General features: G+C 43.7%; 19 protein-coding genes. 11 read left to right on the top strand and 8 right to left on the bottom strand.

Going from position 1 to position 24,148, the window contains the following annotated elements; genetic code table 11:
- Positions 1-26 precede the first annotated feature (26 nt).
- Complete coding sequence (locus NI389_RS00815; RefSeq protein WP_308361152.1) at positions 27-875, top strand: hypothetical protein; 849 nt, start codon at positions 27-29, stop codon at positions 873-875.
- Positions 876-935: 60 nt separating this feature from the next.
- Here NI389_RS00815 and NI389_RS00810 read toward each other — a convergent pair whose 3' ends face one another.
- Together NI389_RS00810 and NI389_RS00805 are read right to left on the bottom strand one after the other, a co-directional pair.
- Entirely contained in the window at positions 936-2,366 is a 1,431-nt protein-coding gene (locus NI389_RS00810) for an alanine/glycine:cation symporter family protein (protein WP_308361151.1), read from the bottom strand.
- Positions 2,367-2,467: 101 nt separating this feature from the next.
- On the bottom strand, positions 2,468-3,493 hold the full coding sequence (locus NI389_RS00805) for an energy transducer TonB (protein ID WP_308361150.1): 1,026 nt from the start codon (positions 3,491-3,493) through the stop codon (positions 2,468-2,470).
- A 388-nt stretch (positions 3,494-3,881) separates the two neighbouring features.
- On the opposite strand from NI389_RS00805, the gene NI389_RS00800 reads away from it, so the two are divergent.
- The 7 genes from NI389_RS00800 (at position 3,882) to NI389_RS00770 (ending at position 12,331) form a co-directional block, all read left to right on the top strand.
- Positions 3,882-6,821: a TonB-dependent receptor gene (locus NI389_RS00800; protein WP_372588638.1), complete on the top strand. Its 2,940-nt coding sequence runs from the start codon at positions 3,882-3,884 to the stop codon at positions 6,819-6,821.
- A 65-nt stretch (positions 6,822-6,886) separates the two neighbouring features.
- On the top strand, positions 6,887-8,428 hold the full coding sequence (locus NI389_RS00795; protein WP_308361148.1) for a tryptophan halogenase family protein: 1,542 nt from the start codon (positions 6,887-6,889) through the stop codon (positions 8,426-8,428).
- A 16-nt stretch (positions 8,429-8,444) separates the two neighbouring features.
- A complete protein-coding gene (locus tag NI389_RS00790; protein WP_308361147.1) occupies positions 8,445-9,152 on the top strand; it encodes a SapC family protein in 708 nt (235 codons plus the stop codon).
- A 3-nt stretch (positions 9,153-9,155) separates the two neighbouring features.
- Positions 9,156-10,172, top strand: coding sequence for a cupin-like domain-containing protein (locus NI389_RS00785; RefSeq protein WP_308361146.1), 1,017 nt, complete (start codon positions 9,156-9,158; stop codon positions 10,170-10,172).
- Positions 10,173-10,192: 20 nt separating this feature from the next.
- Positions 10,193-11,683, top strand: a complete 1,491-nt coding sequence (locus NI389_RS00780) for a tryptophan halogenase family protein (RefSeq protein WP_308361145.1) — start codon at positions 10,193-10,195, stop codon at positions 11,681-11,683.
- 90 nt (positions 11,684-11,773) lie between these two features.
- Positions 11,774-11,989: a hypothetical protein gene (locus tag NI389_RS00775; RefSeq protein WP_308361144.1), complete on the top strand. Its 216-nt coding sequence runs from the start codon at positions 11,774-11,776 to the stop codon at positions 11,987-11,989.
- Positions 11,990-12,061: 72 nt separating this feature from the next.
- Positions 12,062-12,331: a hypothetical protein gene (locus NI389_RS00770; RefSeq protein ID WP_308361143.1), complete on the top strand. Its 270-nt coding sequence runs from the start codon at positions 12,062-12,064 to the stop codon at positions 12,329-12,331.
- Between the two features lie 60 nt (positions 12,332-12,391).
- Here NI389_RS00770 and NI389_RS00765 read toward each other — a convergent pair whose 3' ends face one another.
- From NI389_RS00765 to NI389_RS00755, 3 genes are read right to left on the bottom strand one after another with little or no spacing between them, the layout of a single operon-like run.
- Positions 12,392-13,333: a glycoside hydrolase family 16 protein gene (locus NI389_RS00765; protein ID WP_308361142.1), complete on the bottom strand. Its 942-nt coding sequence runs from the start codon at positions 13,331-13,333 to the stop codon at positions 12,392-12,394.
- Between the two features lie 52 nt (positions 13,334-13,385).
- The gene (locus NI389_RS00760; RefSeq protein WP_308362594.1) at positions 13,386-15,911 is read right to left on the bottom strand and encodes a glycoside hydrolase family 3 protein; all 2,526 of its coding nucleotides are present in this window, start codon (positions 15,909-15,911) and stop codon (positions 13,386-13,388) included.
- Positions 15,912-15,944: 33 nt separating this feature from the next.
- Positions 15,945-17,183 carry a sugar MFS transporter gene (locus tag NI389_RS00755; RefSeq protein WP_308362593.1) on the bottom strand — a complete coding sequence of 413 codons (1,239 nt, stop codon included), beginning with the start codon at positions 17,181-17,183 and terminating at the stop codon, positions 15,945-15,947.
- 174 nt (positions 17,184-17,357) lie between these two features.
- On the opposite strand from NI389_RS00755, the gene NI389_RS00750 reads away from it, so the two are divergent.
- From NI389_RS00750 to NI389_RS00740, 3 genes are read left to right on the top strand one after another with little or no spacing between them, the layout of a single operon-like run.
- Positions 17,358-18,722, top strand: a complete 1,365-nt coding sequence (locus NI389_RS00750) for a GH1 family beta-glucosidase (protein WP_308361141.1) — start codon at positions 17,358-17,360, stop codon at positions 18,720-18,722.
- 27 nt (positions 18,723-18,749) lie between these two features.
- Positions 18,750-20,090 carry a glycoside-pentoside-hexuronide (GPH):cation symporter gene (locus tag NI389_RS00745; protein ID WP_308361140.1) on the top strand — a complete coding sequence of 447 codons (1,341 nt, stop codon included), beginning with the start codon at positions 18,750-18,752 and terminating at the stop codon, positions 20,088-20,090.
- 28 nt (positions 20,091-20,118) lie between these two features.
- Positions 20,119-21,123 (top strand): LacI family DNA-binding transcriptional regulator, encoded by a 1,005-nt coding sequence (locus tag NI389_RS00740; protein WP_308361139.1) that lies wholly within the window; start codon positions 20,119-20,121, stop codon positions 21,121-21,123.
- Between the two features lie 432 nt (positions 21,124-21,555).
- Here the strand turns inward: NI389_RS00740 and NI389_RS00735 are convergent, their stop codons facing one another.
- The 3 genes from NI389_RS00735 to NI389_RS00725 all read right to left on the bottom strand — a co-directional run bounded on the left by NI389_RS00735 (position 21,556) and on the right by NI389_RS00725 (position 24,047).
- Positions 21,556-22,797 carry a mannan-binding lectin gene (locus tag NI389_RS00735; RefSeq protein ID WP_308361138.1) on the bottom strand — a complete coding sequence of 414 codons (1,242 nt, stop codon included), beginning with the start codon at positions 22,795-22,797 and terminating at the stop codon, positions 21,556-21,558.
- Positions 22,797-22,997 (bottom strand): hypothetical protein, encoded by a 201-nt coding sequence (locus NI389_RS00730; RefSeq protein ID WP_308361137.1) that lies wholly within the window; start codon positions 22,995-22,997, stop codon positions 22,797-22,799. Before NI389_RS00730 ends, NI389_RS00735 begins: the two co-directional genes overlap by 1 nt.
- Before the next feature lie 582 nt (positions 22,998-23,579).
- Positions 23,580-24,047, bottom strand: a complete 468-nt coding sequence (locus NI389_RS00725; RefSeq protein WP_308361136.1) for a hypothetical protein — start codon at positions 24,045-24,047, stop codon at positions 23,580-23,582.
- Positions 24,048-24,148 lie beyond the last annotated feature (101 nt).

Here is a 24,148-nt window from a genome sequence, read left to right as displayed (position 1 = left end):
TATTCATTTCAGTCTAAAGGTTAGCTATGCGTTCAATATTTTCCCTATGCCTATTTGGTGTAGTGCTAACATCATTTTGTTCGGTAAACGCGAATGCTGAGGCACCACTGGTGATCATTGACGCAGAATCTTGGCTCAACACTGAAAATCAACATTCCTTTCAATCACAAATTGCAAGACAAGTACTCAATGAGTTTAAAGGCCAATTTGAAATATCAATTATGCCTCGCAATCGGGCCCGTCAAACTTTAGAAAGACACCCATCAGCGTGCTCGCCTTGGATGCTCAAGAACAAAGCGCGTGAACAGCTTTACGCCTACACCTTACCTTATATGATGGAATCAAGTTTAAAACTTGTTTTATCAAAGGATTCTGCTTGGGGAAAATTGCTAGCAACCCAACAAAATCAAGAACCTGTATCGCTGTTTAACCTTCTTGTGCAAGATACAGCCCCTGTCCTCGGTATTGAATCTGGTCGAAGTTACGGAGACACCACTGATGCCCTACTTAAACAACTTGAAAATCATCATTCAATTTACGTAAGAACAAGTACCGCCGATTCGCTTGCACCACTCAAGCCCATGTTGCACCACGGTTTTATTGATGTGCTAATTGAATACGACAAAATAAATGAAGAACTTAAAGACAAATTTTATGTGTTGGAATATCAAGAAACAGAACCATTTCAGCTCGTTTACTTTGCTTGCTCAAAGACCGAACAAGTGAAACCGCAAATCCAATTGTTGAACGATGCCATTCGTGCGTTGAGTGTCAACGAATCCTACATTAACAAGATACTCAGCCATTTACCTGAAAAGGACCGAGCCAAAGCCCGCGCCTATTGGCAACTAGCGCTTGATAATACGAGGCCATGACGTTTTAATATACTGACAACAACGCTAACCGACCAAACATTGAGCAGGCAAAGCGGCCTCTTAAGACTTAGACTCTTCAACTTTTTTTTGTTCTGCCCACACGTCTCTGGCCAGTATCCCCTGAACGTCAACATCGGTATTGGTAAAATCAGGTGTTTTAGCTTGTCCATGCTGTGTCCAATAATCATTTAACGCGGCTTTGATAGTCGGAGTCAGTAAGAAAATCGCATAAACATTTACGAGCGTCATTAGTCCGAGCGCCATATCTGCAAGACTCCACACTTCCTTCAGCGTGGCATTCGCCCCCCACACCACCATCGCTAAATAGATTGCAGTATAAATGTGACGACCTATTTTATTGTCCAATTTAAAGAAGTGCAGATTGCTTTCCGCATAAGCATAATTTGCCACCACAGAACTAAACGCAAAAAGAAAGAGGATTAACGCGACAAAACTTGTCCCCCAATCACCTAAATGCACACTCATCGCATCTTGTGTAAGGCGGATCCCTTCCATTTCACCACCATAGGTTACACCTGACAGTAAAATAATGACGGCGGTACAACTACAAAGCACGATGGTATCGAAAAACACACCAAACATTTGTAAGTAACCTTGAGTAACAGGATGGTTTGGGTTTGGTGTTGCGACGGCAGCAGCATGAGGCACACTACCAGCCCCCGCCTCATTGGAATACAACCCACGCTGTACACCATTTTTTATTGCCGCACCAAATGCACCAGCTCCTGCCTCACCAAATCCAAAAGCATTCAACACAATGGTTGAAATCATTTCAACTAGCATGGTGATATTAAGCAATGCAATGACTAAGGCCGTGCCGACGAAAAGCACGCCCATGATAGGCACGATAAGTTCGGCAAACTGAGCAATACGTTTCATACCGCCCAAAATAATTACGCCAGCCACGCTCGCAATAATGAAACCTGTGAGCATAGGAGGTACATTAAACGCATGCTGTAATGCATCGCTGATGGTGTTGGCCTGCATAGCGCTAAAACTTGAGCCATAACCCATGAACAAACAGATTGAAAATGCGATAGCAAGCCATGGCTTTTTCAATCCAAGCCTTATGTAATAGGCGGGTCCACCTCGAAATTCACCATTACTGTCACGCACTTTATAGATTTGTCCGAGAACACTTTCTGCAAAACCTGTTGCCATACCAAGAAGTGCAATCACCCACATCCAGAAAACCGCACCTGGACCGCCCAGCGAAACGGCAACCGCAACCCCCGCCAGATTCCCAGTTCCAACGCGCGCAGAAAGCCCGGTACACAACGCCTGAAATGAGCTTATTTGCCCTGCATCACTTTTTAAACTCGTTTTGAGCAAATGCAACATATGGAGAAAATGCGTAAGCTGTATAAATCGAAACGAAATTGAAAACCAAATCCCTGCGCCAATAAGCAAAAAAATGAGTATTTGGCCTTTACCCCAAAGGATTTGATTTATGAATTGGACGAGTTCCATGGTGACAGCCTATTGTTATTTTTTAACCACCCTAACGAATGCAAGGCGAGATAACAATAGGCGATTTAGATGAGATGACTTAACTGTATGAAAGCATATAACTAGATTTTAAAAAGCGGTGCCGTATGTCCCGACTCTTTAATCGTAATACGTGCCGAACCATTTGTTTTCACTAATAACTGGCAAATACCGTCTTTGTCATTGATATGAATAGGCTTATTAGCTTCAACTGACTCAATACGATAGTCACACCGCAATTGTGATTTCTCAACTGCTCCCTCAGTTACTTCAAACACCACCTCTCGTTTTGCAAGTCCAATTAAGCGAGTTGAAATTCGACTGAACTCATAAGGTCTGCTCGTCGTAGGTTGACTATCGAGCTGCGCTAGTATGTCAGCATACGCCTTTTCAATTACCTCTTGCTTTATATTGAGCTTGGGATTTTTTTTCGTCTCACGCAATACACGAAGTGCCCCAAGATAGTCCCCTAAGTATATGTATTGCTGAATATAAGCTTGACTAACAGGGAATTGAAATTCCTGAGGTAAAAACCGCTTTAAGGTATACGTTCTAAAAAGCGCTTCTTCATAGCGACTCTGTTCATTTTTTGTTTGAGCGATATTCATTTCGAGGAAATAGTAAAGCGCTTGCTCGGCAGTGTTTTTGGTATTCGCTTCATACAAGCTAGTTAATTTTGTTTCGAGATCAAACTGAGTGTTATGAAGATTTTTATAAATATTGGCAAAACGACGATAGAACCCTGAACTCACTGAATCATTTCTATACCCGACAAACCCAATATTTTCAGACATTAGAAATACGCGACTAGAGGAAACAATTTCGTCATTCTGTATTGCGGGTGAATAAATGAAGTTCTGTAATTGTGTTGCAGCTTTGTCTTCAAATGGCTTTACGTTGGAGGTAAGAAGGTAATCAATATCCGTTACCTTACCTTGCTTATCCACGATGTAGGACATCAATGCAAAACCTTCTAAGCGATTAGTTTGTGACGTCTCAACAAATTTTGGATTATTATTTTTTATCAACGTTGCTGGTTGTGCGACGACAAATGACGTTGCGGCAAGACAAAATAATGGCACAATCCTTTTTAATGAATTGATTATCATCGATATATTCCCTCTTTTTATATCGGCAGATTTTAAAGCATTTTCCTGTCTATTACGCTTACACCAATTTTTAATTAGTAAAATTTTGTAAACGCCTATCATAAATGTGCTGACGTCGCAGGCATTGCATACGTATGCATGACTCTTTCGAAGAACGCTTAGTTGTTAACAATAAACAAGTAAAAAAGGATGACTTATCGCGAATCCCTCGCTCCTTCATTTGTCACAAAATCAATTAGATATAAATATTACCATCACAAACTTGTAATAAATGTGAATTCTTAATTGACGATTAAATTCTAATCGCCTACCCTAATGAAAGCGCTTACATTTGATTTCAAAAATGTAAGCGCTTACAGTAATAATAATACACAAGATGAGAACAATGATGACAACCAAACGCTTGCAAAGAACCCAACTAGCGACTGCTCTATCGCTAGTCCTCGGAACGCTGACAACCGTTGCTTATGCTGCGGATGAAGAAGCGATGGAAGTGATTGAAGTAAAAGGCATCAAAGGCAGTTTAATTAAATCAATGGATTTGAAACGAAATGCCAACGGTGTTGTAGATTCGATTTCTTCTGAAGACATAGGTAAATTCCCAGACACAAACCTTGCTGAATCGCTACAGCGTATTTCCGGGGTTTCTATCGATCGTACAAACGGCGAAGGTAGCCGCGTTACCGTACGTGGTTTTGGCCCTGACTTTAACTTAGTCACGCTAAACGGTCGTCAAATGCCCGCTTCATCGCTTGAAGCGACAACCGCCTCTTCTTCTCGTTCATTTGACTTCGCAAACCTTGCTTCTGAAGGCATTGCGGCGGTCGAGATCTATAAAACAGGTCGTGCAAGCGTACCTACAGGCGGTATGGGTTCTACGATTAACATCATGACCACTCGCCCATTGAATGCACCAGGATTGAAAGCAACGATTGGTGCAAAAGCGGTCATGGATACCTCTTCAGAAAAAAATGACGGCATAACTCCTGAGCTTTCTGGACTTTACAGCAACACCTTTGCTGATGACACGTTCGGTATTGCCTTGTCAGGTAGCTATCAAAAAAGAAAAAGTGGTAACCAACAAGCAAATGTAGGCACCGGTTGGCGTAGCTTCCCAGGTTCGGTGGACCAAGATTGGGGCGCTGGCACAGCGGATTGGGGTGGCATTCCTGACGGGCCTGATTCTGGTCATGTCAACCGCCCAACAGAAGATTCAATCTATTCTGTTCCACAAAGCTTAGGTTATGCCCTCCATGAAGTACAAAGAACCCGTACTAATGGTCAATTAACGCTTCAATATCGTCCTGTAGAATCAGTCACTACCACGGTTGATTACACTTATTCAAAGAATGACGTTGCAACGCAATTTAATGACCTGTCTGCATGGTTCAACTTTGGCCCATCTACGGGCGAATGGACAAATGGTCCAATTGCTTCGCCACTTATTTACTCTGAAGACACAAGTGGCGGCCCTGCTGACTTTTCAATGGGTGCAGGTGACTATGCAACGACAAGTGAAAACAAGTCTGTGGGCTTTAATCTTGAGTGGCAAGCAACAGATAACTTAAAACTGGAATTTGACTACCACAGTTCATCGGCAGAATCATCTCCTGACAGCCCTAATGGCAGCAACAACGTAGTCAGCGCCGCAACGTGGGTTCGTGCAGTCACCACCGCACATTTTGACAAAGACTTCCCTGTATTAGAAATTCAATATCCAGATGGCGTGTCAAACATTCGACCTGAAGATATGCGTGTAACGGGTAGTTCATTCCGTAACTCGATGATGCGCAGTGAAATCGATCAGGCTCAATTCCGCGGCCAATACGTATTTGACGATGGCATTATTGAAAGTATTGATTTCGGTGTGTCGACAACAGAAGTGTCTAACCGCTCAGCGTTCTCAAACGTACAACGAGATACATGGGGCGGCGTGGGTCAAGCTGGTGACTTTGATGACTCTTTCTGGCCATTAGAATCAGTGAAAGACCACTTTGATATTCCTGGTAGTAACTCACCTGCGCTTATCAATGAATTCTTCATGTGGGACTTTAACAAAGTTCGTGCTCGTGCTGCTGACTTATACGCTGTTGAAGGTGCTGGTGACTGCGGTAATGGTTTCTGTGCGTCGTCGAACTACACAACGGACCGTCGTACAAAAGAAGAGTCTACTTCTGCTTACATTCAAATGAAGATTGCGACTGAAATCAACGCGATGCCACTAACTGTAATTACAGGCGTACGCTACGAGAAAACAGATGTTACATCTCGCGCACTTGTACCAACGTATAGCAATATCGGTTGGGTCGCTGCAAACGAGTTCAATTTAGTTGCAACAGGCGCGCAAGACTTCACTGAATTGAAAGGCGATTACAGTAACGTTTTACCCAACATCGATGCGAGCCTTGAAGTGGTTGACGACGTCATTGTTCGTGCCTCTTACAGCAAGACAATTGCTCGCCCAGGCTATGGTGACATTCAAGGTGGTTTAACAGTCGATTCGCTCGTTCGTATTGATGGTGGTACAGGTGCTCGTGGTAACCCTGCCCTAAAACCATTTGAATCAACTAACTTAGACCTTTCATTGGAGTGGTATTACGATGAAGGAAGTTACGCGGCAATTGGCTACTTCCACAAAAATGTTGAAAACTTCATCGGTACTAGCATTGTACGTGAAGCCGTGTTTAACCTACCGCATCCCGCGCAAGGTTCTCGTTATCAAGAAGCGGTTGCAGCCGTTGGTTTGAATACGGATGCAATCCGTGAGTACATTTTAGCGAACTACCCTGATTCAACGGATGGCTCGACTATTTTTGGTATTGAAGGCGATGATGCTGCGGCACTGTTCAACATCACCGTTCCGGTAAACCAAAAAGAAGCGACGTTAAAAGGTTGGGAAATTGCCGCACAACACGTTTTTGACAACGGCTTTGGTTTAATTGCGAACTTAACCTTCGTTGACGGCGACATTGCGTATGATGACTATAGTCTCGAACAACAGTTCGCGTTGTTAGGTCTAAGTGATTCTGCAAACTTTATCGCTTTCTATGAAATGGACGGATTGCAAGCACGTATCGCCTACAATTGGCGTGATGAATTCTTATCATCAACAGGTCAAGGCACAGGTGCTCATCCAACGTATGTAGAAGCCTATGGTCAATGGGATGCGAGCGTAAGTTATGACATCAACGAGAAATTGACCGTGTTCTTCGAGGGACTAAACTTAACGGACGAATACGGCCGTTCACATGGTCGTTCAAAAGAGCAAGTATTAAACGTAACTCAAACTGGGCCAAGATATAACATTGGTGTACGTTATACCTTCTAATTTGCGTTTATCCCCCCAAGGGCTAGTGACATAGCTAGCCCTTTTTTAACTTAGTGCGGTTTACTATGGAAAAACACATCAAGCACGTTGTCGTTTTAGGTGGAGGGACGGCTGGTTGGCTTAGTGCATCACTTATTCGTGCTGAACTTGCCTGTCAATCAATAGAAGTCACCCTAATCGAATCCCCCGATATTCCTACCATTGGCGTAGGAGAAGGCACGTGGCCCTCAATGCGACAAACTTTGGCTCGCATCGGCTTTCCAGAATCCTTGTTGTTTACCGACTGCAACGCGTCATTTAAGCAAGGTTCATTGTTTTTAAACTGGTCAAATGATGACATTCCTCATCGTTATCACCATCCTTTTACCGCTCCTTGGCAAACATCGAGTATTGATACCAGCCTGTTTTGGTCACAACGCGCAAAAAAGACGCTACCATTCGCGCATACAGTAAATGCGCAAGCTCGTCTGGTGGAAATGAATATTGCACCTAAAGACATTACCACGCCAGAATACGCTGCTATCAATAATTACGGCTACCATTTCGATGCGGGTCTTTTCGTTAAGCGCTTGACCGAGTTTGCAGTATCCACTTTGGGGGTACGGCTAATCACAGCAAACGTTACACAGGTACATGAAGACAGTGATGGGTTTATCACCGGCCTAAGCACTGACATTAGTAAAAAAATTGATGGCGATTTTTTCATAGATTGCAGCGGCCAACATGGTTTGCTTATCGATAAACACAGCCAAATCCCCTTTATTTCCGTTAAACACGAGTTATTTAACGACCGTGCAATCGCGATGCAACTACCTTATGAAGAGACCAATTCGCCTATTGCTTCGGCCACGGTGGCTACGGCATATGAAAGCGGATGGGTGTGGGACATTGGGTTACAACACCGACGCGGTATTGGGTTTGTCTATTCGTCGCAATTCTGTACAGAGGAACAAGCTCTTTCTCAACTCCACAACCACATTCAGCATGTCACGAATCAAACACCGCTCGGTAAACCAAAATTCATCCAATTTAACCCAGGCTATCGTGAAAAATTTTGGCATAAAAACATCCTTGCAATCGGCATGGCAGCAGGATTTGTCGAACCCTTAGAAGCCTCCGCGTTAGTAATGATTGAGCAAGCCGCTAAGTTTTTTGTCGATCATTTCCCCCATGCCTATGATCAATTAGCACTGTGCGAGACACGCTACAACCACCTTACAACCGAGCGCTGGCGAGACATCGTCGATTTTCTGAAATTGCACTATGTGCTCAGTAAGCGCACAAGTGACTATTGGCAACATCATCATAATCCAGATACGCAGTCTCCAAGACTCACACAGTGGCTAACTCACTGGAAAACACATCGTCCTAGCCGTTTTGACGTACCACAAATTGAAAGCCTTTTTCCTTCGGCCAGTTTTGAATATATCCTCCATGGCATGGGGTTTGAGCAGCAATTGCAATTAACCCAATCAGAACTTGCGATTGTAGAACAAACCGAAAAAGAATATGGCAACTTAATCAATGAAGCAAAACGACTTTTGAATTTGCCTACAAACCGTAGTTTACTAAACAAAATAGCCATTCATGGCCTGCCAAAGATTTAAGATAAGCGAGAAAACAATGACAACAACCGTCCTCCTGAATCACCAGCAGCACAAAGAGATTAAAATCATTACCCGAAAATCGGCAGAGCTTGGTGATGCACAAATGGCCGCCTATACCTTTGTTTCCGAATTCCGCCAAATCCAAGCGCATTACCCGATTTTATTTCAAAAAGATGCAACCAATGGCCAATTTTTCCCAGTCGCGTTACTTGGTCTCGAACCACACTCCAACTTGTTTCTAAGTAGCGCTGGCTGGGAAGCTTCGTATGTACCTTTGTCGATTGAACGATTGCCTTTTTCGATAGGTCAGCAACACGACCAACGCGTAATCCATATCGATATGAGTAGCCCTAAAGTTTCTCACATTGAAGGCGAGCCGTTGTTTAGCGAGTTTGGGGAGTTTACGCCCTATCTTGAACGTGTTGGCCAATCACTGGAACTATTGCATCAAGGCGTTCAAGAAAATGCACATTTTGTCACTCACCTGCTCGAATTTAGCTTGTTAGAATCATTGTCACTAGACATTGACCTTAGCAACGGTGAAACAACGCAATTAACGGGTTTTTACACTATCAATGAAGACAAACTAAATGCTCTTTCAGACCAACAACTTTTAACATTGCAACACGAGGGACATTTAGCGGCAATTTACTTTGTACTCGCGTCACATTCACAGCTTCTGACGTTAATCGACAGAAAAAATAGACAAACCCAAAAGGCGTAAACCATGGGTTTGGATATCAGTCAATTACAACCGATCCCAGAACGCAACAACGTCGCCTTTCGTGATTTAAAGACTGTATTGGCAAATCAAAAAACGCCAATCGTACTGCGGGGATTCGTTGCGCATTGGCCATTAGTTGCCAAGGCACAGAAATCCGCTCTAGCCGCACTGAATTATTTAGACCAGCATTCGACCCAAGAACCAGTCACGGTGTTTAATGTAGCGCCAAATGCAGCTGGCCGAGTGTTTTATAACGAAAGTTCGACGGGGTTTAATTATCGCGTTTTAAATGGACCGTTTAGCCGACTTGCAAAGCAGCTCGGCACACCAAATAGTGAAGCGCTTGGCGCGTTTTACTTAGGTTCTACGTTGTTTGGACGTTGGTTCCCCGAGATTGATGCCGAGCACAGTACTGTGCTTGATGAAAAATCACCACTTAAAAGCCTTTGGCTTGGACAAAAAAGTAAAGTGGCCATCCACAGTGACTTTCCCCTAAATCTCGCGTGTAACGTCATTGGTAAACGTCGATTCGTGCTATTTCCACCAGAACAAATCAGTAACCTCTATATCGGTTCACTTGATTTTACGCCTGCGGGTCGCCCAATCTCGATGGTCAATTTAAATGAGCCAGATTTCGACGCGTTTCCGCGTTTCGCTGAGGCGTTAAAACACGCTCAATGTGTTGATTTGTCCCCTGGCGATTGCCTTTTTATTCCGAGCATGTGGTGGCACTATGTTGAAGGTCTTGAGGAGATCAATGCCCAGATCAACTATTGGTGGCGAGAAGAACAGAGCGTCATTGGCAGTCCAACAGACGCCCTCACACACGCACTGCTTGCCATAAGGCAATTACCGTCGCACGAAAAAGAGGCTTGGAAAGCCTTTTTCGACTACTACCTATTTAGTGATGAATTTGATACTAACCACATTCCAAATGAATTACTCGGGGTATTTGACCGTTCGAATACTCAACAACAGTTAAACGTTAAAAAACAGCTCGCCAAAAATTTAGGGCGCTAAATCCAATGAATGAGAACGCCATGAACGTAAATGCAGTAAAAAAAGTGGTCATTGCAGGTGGTGGTACAGCCGGTTGGATGGCTGCTGCCTCGTTAGCAAAATTGTTAGGTAAAACACTCGATATTACGCTTATTGAATCTGATCAAATTGGTACGGTCGGTGTTGGTGAAGCGACCATTCCAACGCTGCTTACGCTACATCGGCTCTTACACATCAATGAGCAAGAGTTTATGGCAGCGACGAATGCGACCTTTAAACTTGGGATTGGCTTTGAAAACTGGGCAAACAAGCAAGATAACTACATTCACTCTTTCGGGTATACCGGAAAAGATTGCTGGGCAGCTGGTTTCCAACATTTTTGGGTTAAAGGGAAACAAATGGGCATCGCGTCAGAGTTTGGCGACTATTGTCCAGAGCTTATAGCGGCAAAACAAAACAAGTTCGCGCACCTGAGTAAACAATCGTTAAATTATGCCTACCACTTAGATGCTTCGTTGTACGCGAAATTCTTACAGACGATGGCGTTTGAGCATGGCGCGAAACGCATTGAGGGTAAGATTTCCCAGGTAAATTTAAACGAAGTCAGCGGTTATATAGACAGTGTCACGCTCGATAGCGGCAATACCATCGAAGGCGATTTGTTTATTGACTGTACAGGATTCCGTGCTTTGCTCATTGAGCAGGCGCTCCACACAGGATTTGATGACTGGAGTCATTGGCTCCCGGCGAACTCGGCAATCGCTGTGCAAACGATGCTAGATCAGGAACCAAAACCTTACACGCGCGCCATTGCCCATGACTCGGGTTGGCAGTGGCAAATCCCTCTACAGACACGTATGGGTAATGGTATCGTCTACTGCGACCGTTTTATCCGTGATGAAGACGCTAAACGTACGCTAATCGAAAATTTACCGAGCGATCCCATCACCGATCCTCGCGTGATCAAATTCACTACAGGTCAACGACGTAAACATTGGAATAAAAACTGTGTCGCGATAGGGTTATCTTCTGGCTTTATTGAGCCATTAGAATCCACCAGCATTCACCTTATCCAGCGAGGCATCGTTCGCTTGATGCAATTGTTCCCTCAAGCAGGTATTCAACAAGCTGATGTCGACGAATTTAACCGTCAAACACAAGAAGAAGTGGATAACATTCGTGATTTCATTATTCTTCACTACAATGCGACTGAACGCACCGATTCCGCATTCTGGCGTCACTGCAAAAACCTAGAGATCCCAGACACATTGCGCCACCGCATAGAATTATTCCGTGAAACTGGACGTGTTTTTAAGGCTGGTAACGAGCTGTTTGGCGAGAATTCCTGGACGCAAGTAATGATGGGGCAAGGAATTTTACCTAAAGCTTATCACCCAATTGTCGATGTAATGAGTAATGATGAACTATCACAGTTTTTGAATCAGATTAAATACAGCGTGGATAGAACGGTGCAACAGTTGCCAAACCACCAAGATTTTCTCAAACATTACTGTAAAACACACAGCGAATAACTCGTAACACAGACCCTCTCCCTTTTTCCAAGTCTGGCTTTTAAGGCTAGACTTGGAAATTCTTTTTTATCACGTAAGTGGACAAGTCGATTGACCAATTTTGTAAAACAGGAAGCCGTAATCTTCGCGCCACACACGCATCGTAAAACAGGCCCAGTTTTAGACAATAATGCAATGAAAGTACGTGTCGATGTACATCGTTACGTTAGCTCTATATCAGTGAAACAAGAACATGGAATGCCTTATCTGCCATCAGCTTGTTCAAATAGAGATAAAAATCTATCAACTATCGGCTTACAGTCATAGCCATGTACAATGGTCCGAAGTAAACTGTTTTATTGAAAATCGCTTACAAGTCTTAGGTATCACGAAATTAGAATGAATTTTACTGAACAAGAAAAACAAACCATCGAAGCGGCGAAACGCAATCTAAGAAAAGCAAATTTCATTCGTATTATTGCCGTGTCGGCCATGTTTATAGTGCTGACTTTATATGCGCTCAACGTTTTGCCACAACAAACGCTTTTTGCTGCGTTGGTTGTCATCGGTGTTGTCGCTTTACTCGCACCCAATTTAGGCTTTGGCCCAAAATACGATGAATTAGTCTTGATTTTACAAAAAAAATTGGAAGAAACGGAACGTCATTAAAGCGCGAGATTAATGACGTTCTAGGCACATCAATGTAGCGTTAGTGGACCGTTTTCTCTATCAATCACACAGGTCGTAAACTCGAACCCAGTCAACTTGCATTGTGAAAGGGAGTTTAGACTCATCTACACCTTTTTCATTGACCTTACCTGCCCAATCACCGCCTACAGCAACATTTAGTAGTAAGTGAAATGGATGATTAAAGGGGGCGTTGTCAGGTAGCGGTGTACTGCCCTCAGGTTGGCTAAACCAACCTTCTGAACCGGTCGTTTTTGGATATTGTGTTGAATAAAGTACCCCATCGACATACCAGCTAATTTCATCCTTTTTCCAGTCCAATCGATAGACATGAAATCCGTTACTAGGCGAACGCACCTTTTCCAACCGATACGATTTACCTGTATATACATTTTTGGGAGGTCTTGTGCCGTAATGAAGTGTACCGTGAACGCGTGTCTCAGGTTTGTCTTGATAAGACGCATCTTTGTCGTCTGAGCGAGTACCAATATTTACCGCTTCCATAATGTCAATTTCACCCGATTCTGGCCAAGGACCATATCGATTGTCTTCAGGTAACATCCAAATCGCAGGCCAACTCCCTTGGCCCTCCGGCAGTTTTGCACGGATCTCAAATCGACCGTAGGTAAACGCCGCTTTTGATTTGCTGTTGATTCGACCGCTAATAAACGATTTACTCGATGTTTGTGTAGGGTCGTATTTAGAATGCCCTTCTGGAAAGGTAGGTCCTGTACCTTGTTCTTTAAATGCCGTCAGAGATAAAACGCCATTGGCAACGGTAATGGTACGCTTATCATTAACATAGCATTGAAGCTCATGGTTACCACCACCCCAACAATTTTGTTCAATATTCCATTTATCAGGGTTTAATTTCTCATCGTTAAATTCATCCTGCCAAATAGGGTCTTGTATACACAATTTGCTTTGTGCAATGGGACCTGTAGATACAAGTAAGAGTACATAGAAGTAACTAGTTCGTTTCATTCGATATTCTTCTTATTCTAGTTATTAAAAAAGGGAGCTAATGCTCCCTAAATCAGTTTTTACAGCTTATTGTAACCGCGTTTTCACTACGAGCCCCTACATAGACATCCGCGATAGAGATGTTCAGTGACTTGTCAGAGGAAAGTTTAAACAGGTGCATCACTTTTGATAAATCGTTTTGAGGCGATGTAAAACAACTGACAGGGACAGATACGTCATACCACCCAGTTGGTTTTTCAACAGCGACTTGAACGGTCTTTTCACACTCATTATTACATGGACCCGCGATACTAAATGACTGCCCCCCATCAGTATGGTTGACTTTCAAAGCGAAATTTAAAGCCGCGTCAGCCTCGAGTAAATTACGTAAATCGGATGGAAATGCAGCCAGCACTTCAAAACTCGCTTCAGCCTTTCCAGTAAACACGAGATTACGCGCGTCTTCCTGTACGGTTTTATCTTCCGTTGTGACCTCCAGCGACGCTGTACGAGTGACACTGGACGAAATTCGAGTCTCACCTGATGCGTCGCGAATTTGAGCCCAACTTGGTGCTTTAACGTCTCGGACAAGGATCTCATGATTAGCAAGTTCACCTTGCACGGTGTTAAATTCTGTCGGCAAGTTGTCTAGATTAACCGTTGGTGATTGCTGGCCATAACTTAACCCGTAGCCATAAGGTAACAATGGGTTGTAGTTACTATCGCCACGATTAACCGCGGTTTGTGTTGGCAAAGCGGGCCATGAGAAGGTTAACTTGCCTTTAAAATCATACGCGACTGCGTCGTTTTTATCCTTTAATAACACATCAGCAATCGCACCACCTTCACTACCTGGAAGCCACGCCACAACGAACGCGTCAGAGGCATTTAATTCCGGATTTACCCAAAGCGGACGACCTGTCAAGAAGACTGATACAACCGGAATACCCTGCGACTTTAATTTTTCTAAAAGCGTCAGGTCACGTTTGTTGCCTCGCTGATATTCTACATTTGCAAGGTCGCCATTGCCTTCTGCGTAGGGGTCTTCTCCAAATACAACCACGGCTACATCCGGCTTTTGAGAAAACTCACCAGATACCGACAGTTCAACTTGGCCACCTGCATTTTCGATTTGTGTCTTAAATCCATCAAATATGCTGGTTCCACCCGGAAAATCGTCATTCGTATTCCCCGTACCTTGCCATGTAATGCTCCAGCCTCCAGATTGCTTGCCAATGTTGTCTGCGCCATCTCCGGCTAATAAAACGTGTGAATCTGGATTTAGTGGTAAAAGCTGGTTATTGTTTTTTAGCAACACAAGTGATTCACGAACAGCTTGTTTGGCAATGTCACGGTGGTCTTTCGCGCCAATCAGTGACATATCTCCACTTAAAGGTCGCATTTTAGGGGTTACTGACTCGAACAATCCCGCTCTAACTTTTACACGTAAAATACGACGTACTGCATCATTGAGTCGAGATTCAGAAATTGCCCCACTTTTCACTTGCGCAATCGTGTTTTCAAGCAACGGTTTCCACTCCGGTCCCGGCACCATGAATACGTCAAGACCTGCGTTCATTGCATTCGGACAACTCTCATTACTGCAACCGGGAACTTGCCCATGACCATTCCAGTCCCCGACAACAAAGCCGTCAAAGCCCATTTTATTTTTAAGCACTTCAGTTAATAGATAGTGGCTACCATGCGCTTTTTCGCCTTTCCAACTGTTGAACGACGCCATCACTGATTGTGCTCCGGCCGCAAGACCACTGACGTAACCTTGTGCGTGGATACGATAAAGCTCGCTTTCCGATGCCAGATTGTCTCCTTGGTCATCACCCCCTTCCGTACCACCATCACCTAAAAAGTGCTTCACGGTGCTAATCACCTTATCGTCCGCGAATAGACCGTTTGCAGGCTCGCCCTGTAACCCTTTCACCATCGCCCCTGCATAGGCTTTTACAATTTCAGGGTCTTCGGAATAGCCTTCATAAGTTCGTCCCCAACGATCGTCACGTACCGTTGCGACGGTTGGCGCAAACACCCAGTCTATACCTGTCGCACGCACTTCTTTCGCCGTAATAGCCCCAATCTGCTCAAGCAATTTGGGGTTATTGGTTGCCCCCAAACCGATGTTGTGAGGAAAAATAGTCGCCCCAATAACGTTATTGTGGCCATGTACCGCATCCGTTCCCCACATGGTAGGGATGGTAGAGCCATCTAAGCTTGCATCTATTGATGCTTGATACATCGCATCGGCAAGATCGATCCATTCCTTCGGTGTCGCATGTTTGTTACCGTTTGGAAATGAACCGCCCCCATTGAGATAAGAACCAAAACCATAGCGGCGCATGTCTTCGACACTAATTGACTTGATCTCCGGTTGGATGGTTTGCGCTACTTTTTGCTCAATCGTCATTTTTGCAAGAATAGCGTCAACCTTCTGCTCTACGTTCTCGTCTTTTGGGATCACAGAATTGACGTGAGCCCAAAGCGACGTTGAATCAACTGGTTGACTTGATACCGTCGTCGATTTGGATTGTTCGTTACAGCCAACAAGCAACACACTCAAAACCGCACTCGCCACCAACGATGGCATTATTGTTCTAATTTTCACTGTATTATCCTTTTCCTAAGCGTGGTTTTGTTTCGTCAAAAAGCGACCGTAAAACGCGATGAACGCGTAGCATACAATGGGTAAAACTAAGGCATGTTGGATGCCTATCGAATCTGCAAGTAAGCCTTGGAAAAGAGGGATCACTGCACCACCCACAATCGCTAAACACAATAGGCCTGAACCCGTCGCCGTTTTCTCACCTAAATTACCAACAGCCAAACTAAAAATGGTCGGAAACATCACTGAATTACATAGGCCAACAAAAATGAGCGCCCACATAGCTAAACTGCCTTGGCTAACGACTGCAATCGCTATCAACACAATCGCGATGAGGGCATGGGCAAAGAGTACTTTAGCGCCCGAAATTTTTTGCATCAATAATGCACCAGCAAAACGACCAACCATCGCACCACCCCAATAGTACGCGAGATAACCCGCAGCCGCTTTTTCTGAAAGATTTCCAATGTGCTGTTCCATCAAAAAATTTACCATGAAACTACCAATCGACACTTCGGCACCGACGTACACAAAAATTGCGATGACACCAAACGCCAGTCGCTTATCTTGTAGCGTCTCTTTGATGGATGACGAAGACGTTAAATCGGATTTTTGCTGTTCGATACTTGGCAGTTTTAAAAGCGCAAAGACGGCTGCCAACACGATAAAACTGAGCGCTAAACCAAGATAAGGCAATTGCACACTACTCGCGTCATTTGCACTGTTCGCTGCGCTATCCAATATCAATAACGCACCAAAAAATGGCGCGACTGTGGTACCTAACGAGTTAAATGCTTGCGTCATCGTTAATCGCGAAGACGCTGTTTTGGCATTCCCTAATTTCGCAACATAAGGATTGGCCGACACCTGCAATATCGTAATACCCGATGCCAACACAAATAAGGCCGCCAAAAACAAGCTGTAGGTGTGAACCAATGCTGCAGGATAAAAAAGTGCACATCCCAATCCGGCAATCACTAACCCTACGACAATACCTCGTTGAAAACCGATTTTTTCAACCAATTTGCCCGCGGGTATTGATACCAAAAAATAGGCACCAAAAAAGCAAAATTGGACAAGCATGGCTTGCGAGTAATTTAAATCGAAACTGTTTTTTAGATGCGGGATCAAAATGTCATTTAGACAGGTTATAAACCCCCACAAAAAAAATAACGACGTCAGCCAAGCAAGCGATATTGGCTGTGATTGCCCGCCCGATTGCTGTTGCGACTGTGATTCAAGCACGGAAATCGCCATTGGTAGTTCTCCCATTATCTTGGTCTTTTGTTCTTTTAACCTTGACCAATGTTTAGTTTGTTTTGTAATCTAACATTAAAATGTAAGCGCTTTCATAATCATTTAAACCCTTATAGAAACGCTTTTCAAGCATTTTTGTAACCGCTTACATTTATGGACTAGATCGGAAAGCTAATGACAAACACAACAACTATGCTGCAACTTCCTACCAACAGTACAATGCGCCGTGCTGATTTTACTTTTGGCGTTGCCACGGCTTCATTTCAGATTGAGGGTGGAGCCGAACACCGATTACCGTGTATTTGGGATACGTTCTGCGACACACCGAATACGATTGCCGATAGTTCAAACGGACTTGTCGCATGTGACCATTTTAATCGTTGGGAAGAAGATGTTGAGCTTATTGCATCATTGAACGTCGATGCCTATCGCCTTTCTATCTCATGGCCTCGAGTTATCGATAAGCAAGGCAACATCAATTTCGAAGGCGTCGCATTTTACACTCGCTTATTACAGGCACTAAAAGATAGAGGCATTCGAACGTTTGTCACGCTCTACCACTGGGATTTACCACAACATATTGAAGACCGAGGCGGATGGGTAAATCGAAATACCGCCTTTTTATATGCTGACTATGTCGAGCAATTAGTTCCTCACTTTGCCGGACTTGTAGATTCGTACGCCACATTTAACGAACCTTTTTGTAGTGCATTCCTAGGCTACGAACTTGGTGTACACGCGCCAGGCCATTGCTCCCAGAAGGAAGGTAGACAAGCTGCACATCACATTTTACTCGCACACGGCCTTGCAATGCAGGTATTGCGTAAGCTCACACCCCACACAATGAATGGCATCGTATTAAACTTTACGCCTTGCTACAGTAATACCGATACGCCTGAAGACATCGTCGCTGCGATAAATGCCGATGAATATCATAATTTGTGGTATTTGATGCCTATCATGACCGGTCACTACCCGAACGTCCTAAATCAACTTGACGACAGCGTAAAGCCAAACGTGATGCCTAACGATATGCAACTCATTAGTGGACCGATTGATTTTTTAGGGATCAATTTCTATACCCGCCGTTTCTATGCACAACCGTCTGAACCGACAAAACTGTTTGAAGAATTGGCACATCGCCCACCCTACACGGATATGGGTTGGGAAATTTATCCTGAATCCTTTACCAAATTGCTACTTGATCTGCATAACCGATTCAACTTGCCACCCATTTACATCACGGAAAATGGAGCTGCAATGCCAGACGTGATCATTGACGGCGAAGTTCACGATGACGATCGTTTAGCCTATTATCAGAGTCATTTGATTGCACTCGACAACGCAATCCAAGCAGGCGTAAACATCCAAGGGTATTTTGCTTGGAGCCTAATGGACAATTTCGAATGGGCTGAAGGCTACGTTAAACGGTTTGGCTTGGTTTATGTCGATTACGAAACACAGAAGCGAACCATTAAAAAAAGCGGTATAGCGTACGCAAATATGCTGGACGCAAAGCGTCTCGATTTGCGAAAGTAACCTAAATTCAAAAATAGGTAAGGCAACATGATAACGATAAAAGAAAAAATTGCCTACGGACTTGGTGATACGGCGAGTAACATCATCTTCCAAAGCGTAATGATGTTTTTAATGCTCTATTACACTGATGTAATGGGCTTAAATCCGGCCGTCGTCGGAACCATGTTTTTGGTCGTGCGTATCATCGATGCCATAACGGATCCACTCATGGGCACCTTGGCTGACAACACTCGTACCAAACATGGACAGTTTCGCCCATACCTACTTTGGCTTGCCCTTCCCTTTGCAATTATAAGTGTGTTGGCGTTCACCGTCCCAGACCTCTCCTCAAGTGGTAAAGTGGTGTATGCGTATGTCACGTACGGACTTTTGATGCTTGCCTACACCGCGATAAACATTCCCTATTGCGCCTTGGCTGGCGTGTTGTCAGACAACCCGAAAGAACGTGTAAGCATCCAATCATATCGATTCGTGTTTGGGATGCTTGGTGGTTTAATTGTGGCGGGGTTAACATTACCACTCACAGAATGGCTAGGCAAAGGCGACTTAGCTAAAGGTTATCAGCTCGCCATGTTGGCTATGAGCACGCTCGGTTTTGTGCTTTTCATTTTGTGTTTTTTTGGTACGAAGGAGCGTGTGCCAAGTACAGAACAACACGGTTTCTCTAAAAAGTTGTTCGTTGCACTTCTTAAAAACGACCAATGGCGGGTATTATGCGGGGCAGCTCTGTCTCTGTTAACTGGCCAAGTTTTACGCTTAACGCTCGCGGTATATTACGTTAAGTACTTTCTCCAGCGCGAAGATCTCGTCAGTCTTTTTATTACGTTGGGCGTCCTTGGCAGTATGATTGGTTGTGCCGTCGCAGAACCGTTGTCACGTTATTTTTGCAAAGTGAAACTGTATATTGGTTTGCAATTCACGGCCGCTGTTATCTGTGCCCTGTCCTACTTTATCGGACCCCATGATGTCTATTTGGCATTTGCGGCATTTATTGTTTGGAAATTTTTAACCGATACAGCGACGCCCCTACTTTGGGCAAAAATGGCGGATACTATTGATTATGGCGAAGTAAAGTCAGGGATCCGAACAACCGGTCTTGTTTATTCCAGCATCATCTTCTTTATCAAACTCGGTATTGCGCTAGGTGGCGCTCTCGCAGGTTGGTTTCTCGCCTACTTTAATTATCAAAATGGCGTACCGCAAACTGAAGAGACGTTACATGGTATAGTCGTAACCTTTACGCTCGTATCGTCGCTTGGTTCTTTTGGCGTGGCATTAATTATGCTCAAGTATCGATTAAATAATGAAAAATTGGATGAAATACACCAGCACTTAACTTTAAATAAAGATACGCACGCGCTACCATAGAGTCGAATTTGTTAGGAGCGGTTATTCGATGGCAACGATTTACGATGTTTCAGTTTTGGCAGGCGTTTCACTCGCGACGGTATCAAGAGTCATCAATAAAAATGGCAACGTGAGCGAAAAGACGACGAAAAAGGTCATGGAAGCAATGGATAGCCTCGGTTATCGCCCTAACGCGATAGCTCAATCTCTCGCCTCAAACCGCTCTAACAGCATTGGTATCCTAATCCCTGAACTGTGCGGTCCGTTTTTTGGAAACTTAATGGCGGGCGCAGAAAAGCGTCTCCGTGATGCGAACAAACACGTCATCATTACGGCAGGCCACAGTAATGAAGAAAGTGAAAAAGCGGGTATTGAGTTTCTACTTAGCCGCAACTGCGATGCGCTTATTTTACACCTCGATGCCTTGTCTGATGACTACCTTGAAGCATTGTGCGAAAAAGGGATCCCGCTGGTCATTATTAACCGCTACATAAAACCACTTCACGATCGCTGTATCTACTTAGACAATAAAACTGGTGGCTATTTAGCAACGAAAGAATTGCTTGATTTAGGTCATCGTAAAATAGCCTACATTGCAGGGCCAAATTGGAAAGAAGACGCAAAAGCGCGTTTTGAAGGGCATATACAAGCGCTTCGCGAAACAGGTATAAAACTTGAAGATGAATTGGTTTACATGGGAGACTTTAAACAAGAAAGTGGTACAGAAGGACTCAAAACGCTATTGAATGGTAATCACCAGTTTACAGCGCTAGTATGTGCAAACGATGAAATGGCGTCTGGTGCAATGGCCTATGCGCGTGAGCAAGGCATGCAATTGCCCGAAGAACTTTCTATCATTGGTTTCGACAACATTGTGTACTCAAGCTACTTGTTCCCTGCGCTCACGACGATTAATTACCCCGTTGAAGAAATGGCAAAGATGGCTGCTGCGCTCATTTTGAAAGAGGTTTATCAAGTGAAAGGATTAAAAATCAGCAACGAATTCTATCCATCACTGGTTAGAAGACATTCCGTTTTGCCTGATAAGGGATAATCGAATGGAAACCCGTCGCTCAAGACACATATTGGCAAGCTTGAGTTGATTTCGTTCCATCGGAGCAAGTGATATTCAAGCTTCTGGGTCAATGCGTTCCACGCAACCGCAATTAACGCTGAACGTATCAAGGTCGACTGACACATCGTGATATGGATAGCTTCCGCATGTCTTACCGAAATGAAGTATCCTCTCAAGATCTACTCAACTATTTGTTTGGACATTATCGTCTGCTGCAACTTGAGCAAGTACGTTGCAACACGTGTATATTGAACTCGCCTTCGTATGATTTGTTTTGGTTACATCGATGAATGTTTGCAGCGTATAACGTCTCAGCTCTATTCACCTTTTTATATTAAAAGGCCGAATAATTAACCTTATCCGGCCACAAGTCAAAAATTTACCCATGTCTTTGGTAACAATATCGATGAGTTACTTCATGACGCATCCACAGACAGAGCCAGCACTGCTATTGCTATTCGTCCACTGCCCATTCCATTTGAGAAAACTTGCTGTGCTTGGACACACACCTAGGTTTTCATCGGTTCCCTGACAAACGCCCTGCGCCATGCTGTTATCCACAATGACTTTTTGCGCCGAAACATCCGCCGCCTTTCCTTGACCGACAACAATATCTAAAAATATATGACTCAAAGACTGGCTTGTAATGTTGTTATTGATACGGTTTTCAGTTCCGATGAAATTGTGGCAACCAAAGCAATTACTCGCAAAATTACTATTTAGATTTACGTGCTGATAGGTTGTTTCTGCTACCGTGTTTGCCAATCTTAGTGAGCCACGTTCATTTGGCACCCCTTTTCCACCCGTATTTTTCCCAATATCACTCACCCACAGCGCCCCTACTTGAAAATAGTTTTTTAGCACCGCATAAGTTGAGGGCGATTTTAGGGCATCAATTTGTGTATCTAAATCGCTATTTTGATCCAAAATAGCGGTAAGATTATCGGTTGCGAATAAATCGCCAGCACCTGTTCCATAAGGGTAAACACGACAGATATTTGTCGGAGTTCCCGTCGCTGCGGTTTGCTCTTCCGACGGATTATTAAAATTGCATACATTACCAGCCGTTGCCGAGTTACTCAGACCACTAGCACAACTGTGGCTGGCAAACGTCCAGCTTTCTTTGGCAGTAACTGCAGTTGGCGCACAATCGGGGGCATTAACTTTGTGTTCAAACGTTGCCCAAACAAATTCAGGGTGGTTTTCGGTTGCAACAGCAATATGCATCCCGACAAGGCCTAGTGTTTGCTTTTTACCAGCGATTTTTTGTTGCTGAACGACGAATTGATTACTTTTTGCTTCATCGTTGGACAACACTTTCCATGCAGTTTTAATTTCAGTCGTGCCTGCTAAAAAGTTGGTTTGGTTCTGTTTTGCAAGCTCAACTGCACTGCCTGTTTGATCACAAAGGGATTTATTAAACCGAACTTCATAGTAAATCACATTGCCATCTTGGGCGTATATCGTAGCCCCATCGCCAGCTTGAGCGGTAGAGAAAGCGGTTCTTTTCGCTTTTTGGAGTCGATTACGTATCGTCGATCCCGTGATTTTGTTGTCACAAGAGTTTAGTGGTTTTCCTTCACTGTCAAATTCGAGTACCGCATATTGTTTCGGGTCAAGAAAGTTCAAGTCTTTACCATTGCTTTTGCTCATCAGATATACATAAGCTTGAGTAGAAAACTGGTAGAAATCACAAAACGTTGATGAATTACCATCACTTTTTTCACTTCCGTTGGCATACTTGGATTTACCAACCAATCTTGGCTAACCGGACAGCTAACCGCAGCCATCACCTTTGAACTTAGACTTGCAAGGGCAAATCCAATTATTACTAACTTTGTAAAACGCTTCATTGTAACCATCCCTTTAACATTACGTTAATTAAATTGCACCGCTAACTATAGTTAGGGCTTTGGTAGGTATCAATTACAGGATGTTACATTTCTCACAGTCTTGGACCGATAGCTGGTCTGCTCGATTCAGCTTTAATAGTTTATAAATGAGTTGCAGAGGTACCTTAAAACCCAGAACCGCGATCAACATCGTAGAGCATGTGATGAAAAGACCGGATGAGCAAACTCGAACAGGCCTATTTACTGCACGTTACTATATTGGTATTTGAACCATCAAACGCGAGCCCATCTAATGCATTTCTCAAAACCTCGTGGTTGGCAAAAACATCTGTTGATAGAATCATCCATAAAAAACAGGGTTACAAAGCCTGAAGTAAATGCTTGTAAGACGATAAGGTAATGCCTTGAAAAAAGCATTCCAAAAAAAGACCACCAAGATTACATCTTTCAGTTTAATGGCGATTGATTTTCTGATTATTTGTCCGCGAATGAATAATGGCAAAGTAGGACCACTCCGTTGACATACTCCCTTATCCAACAAGCAGGCAACACGAGCTATCTCGTGAAACCAGCCGAAAATGATCAATTTCTTGCGTAGGTATTGTTCAATAAGGACGATAAATTACATTCTAGTTTTTTGCTTTTGAGCGAAAGCGTATTGTTGTTACTCTTCTTACTCGTTGTCACGTTGCCTGTGTTAAAAATCAATTGACTGTTCGTCGCATACGTTCCATTCAAACACGTTAACGCCACTTTGCTGTTGTCTGTCTGAGCACGTTTTAATGAATAACGAGTTACACTTATATTGTGCTCATTCCTAACATCTAAGCTTATCTGATTTAATTCGTCGTGCTTAGTCCCCTTATCATCGCTTAACGAGATAAGCAGCATACTCATTTGTGCGCCACACATCGTATTTGCTGGGCGTAGTTCAATTTTCTCAACTAATCGACTTAACTCACTTTCATTACAAGTATTGGCGATTACTGGACCACTCAACGCGATTGCAGAGCACAACATTATTTTAGTGAATGTACGGTTTATTCTCACACCTAACTCCTTGGAACTGATAAAGACAAGCCCTATGGTACAGAAACGACGTTGCTTTGCTTGACATTAGTGACACGAAGCAAAATGATTTCTAGCTTGTA

Origin of the sequence: Pseudoalteromonas xiamenensis (genome assembly GCF_030994125.1) — a bacterium.
Classification (GTDB): domain Bacteria; phylum Pseudomonadota; class Gammaproteobacteria; order Enterobacterales; family Alteromonadaceae; genus Pseudoalteromonas; species Pseudoalteromonas xiamenensis_B.
This window is presented reverse-complemented; position numbering and strand designations above follow the sequence as displayed.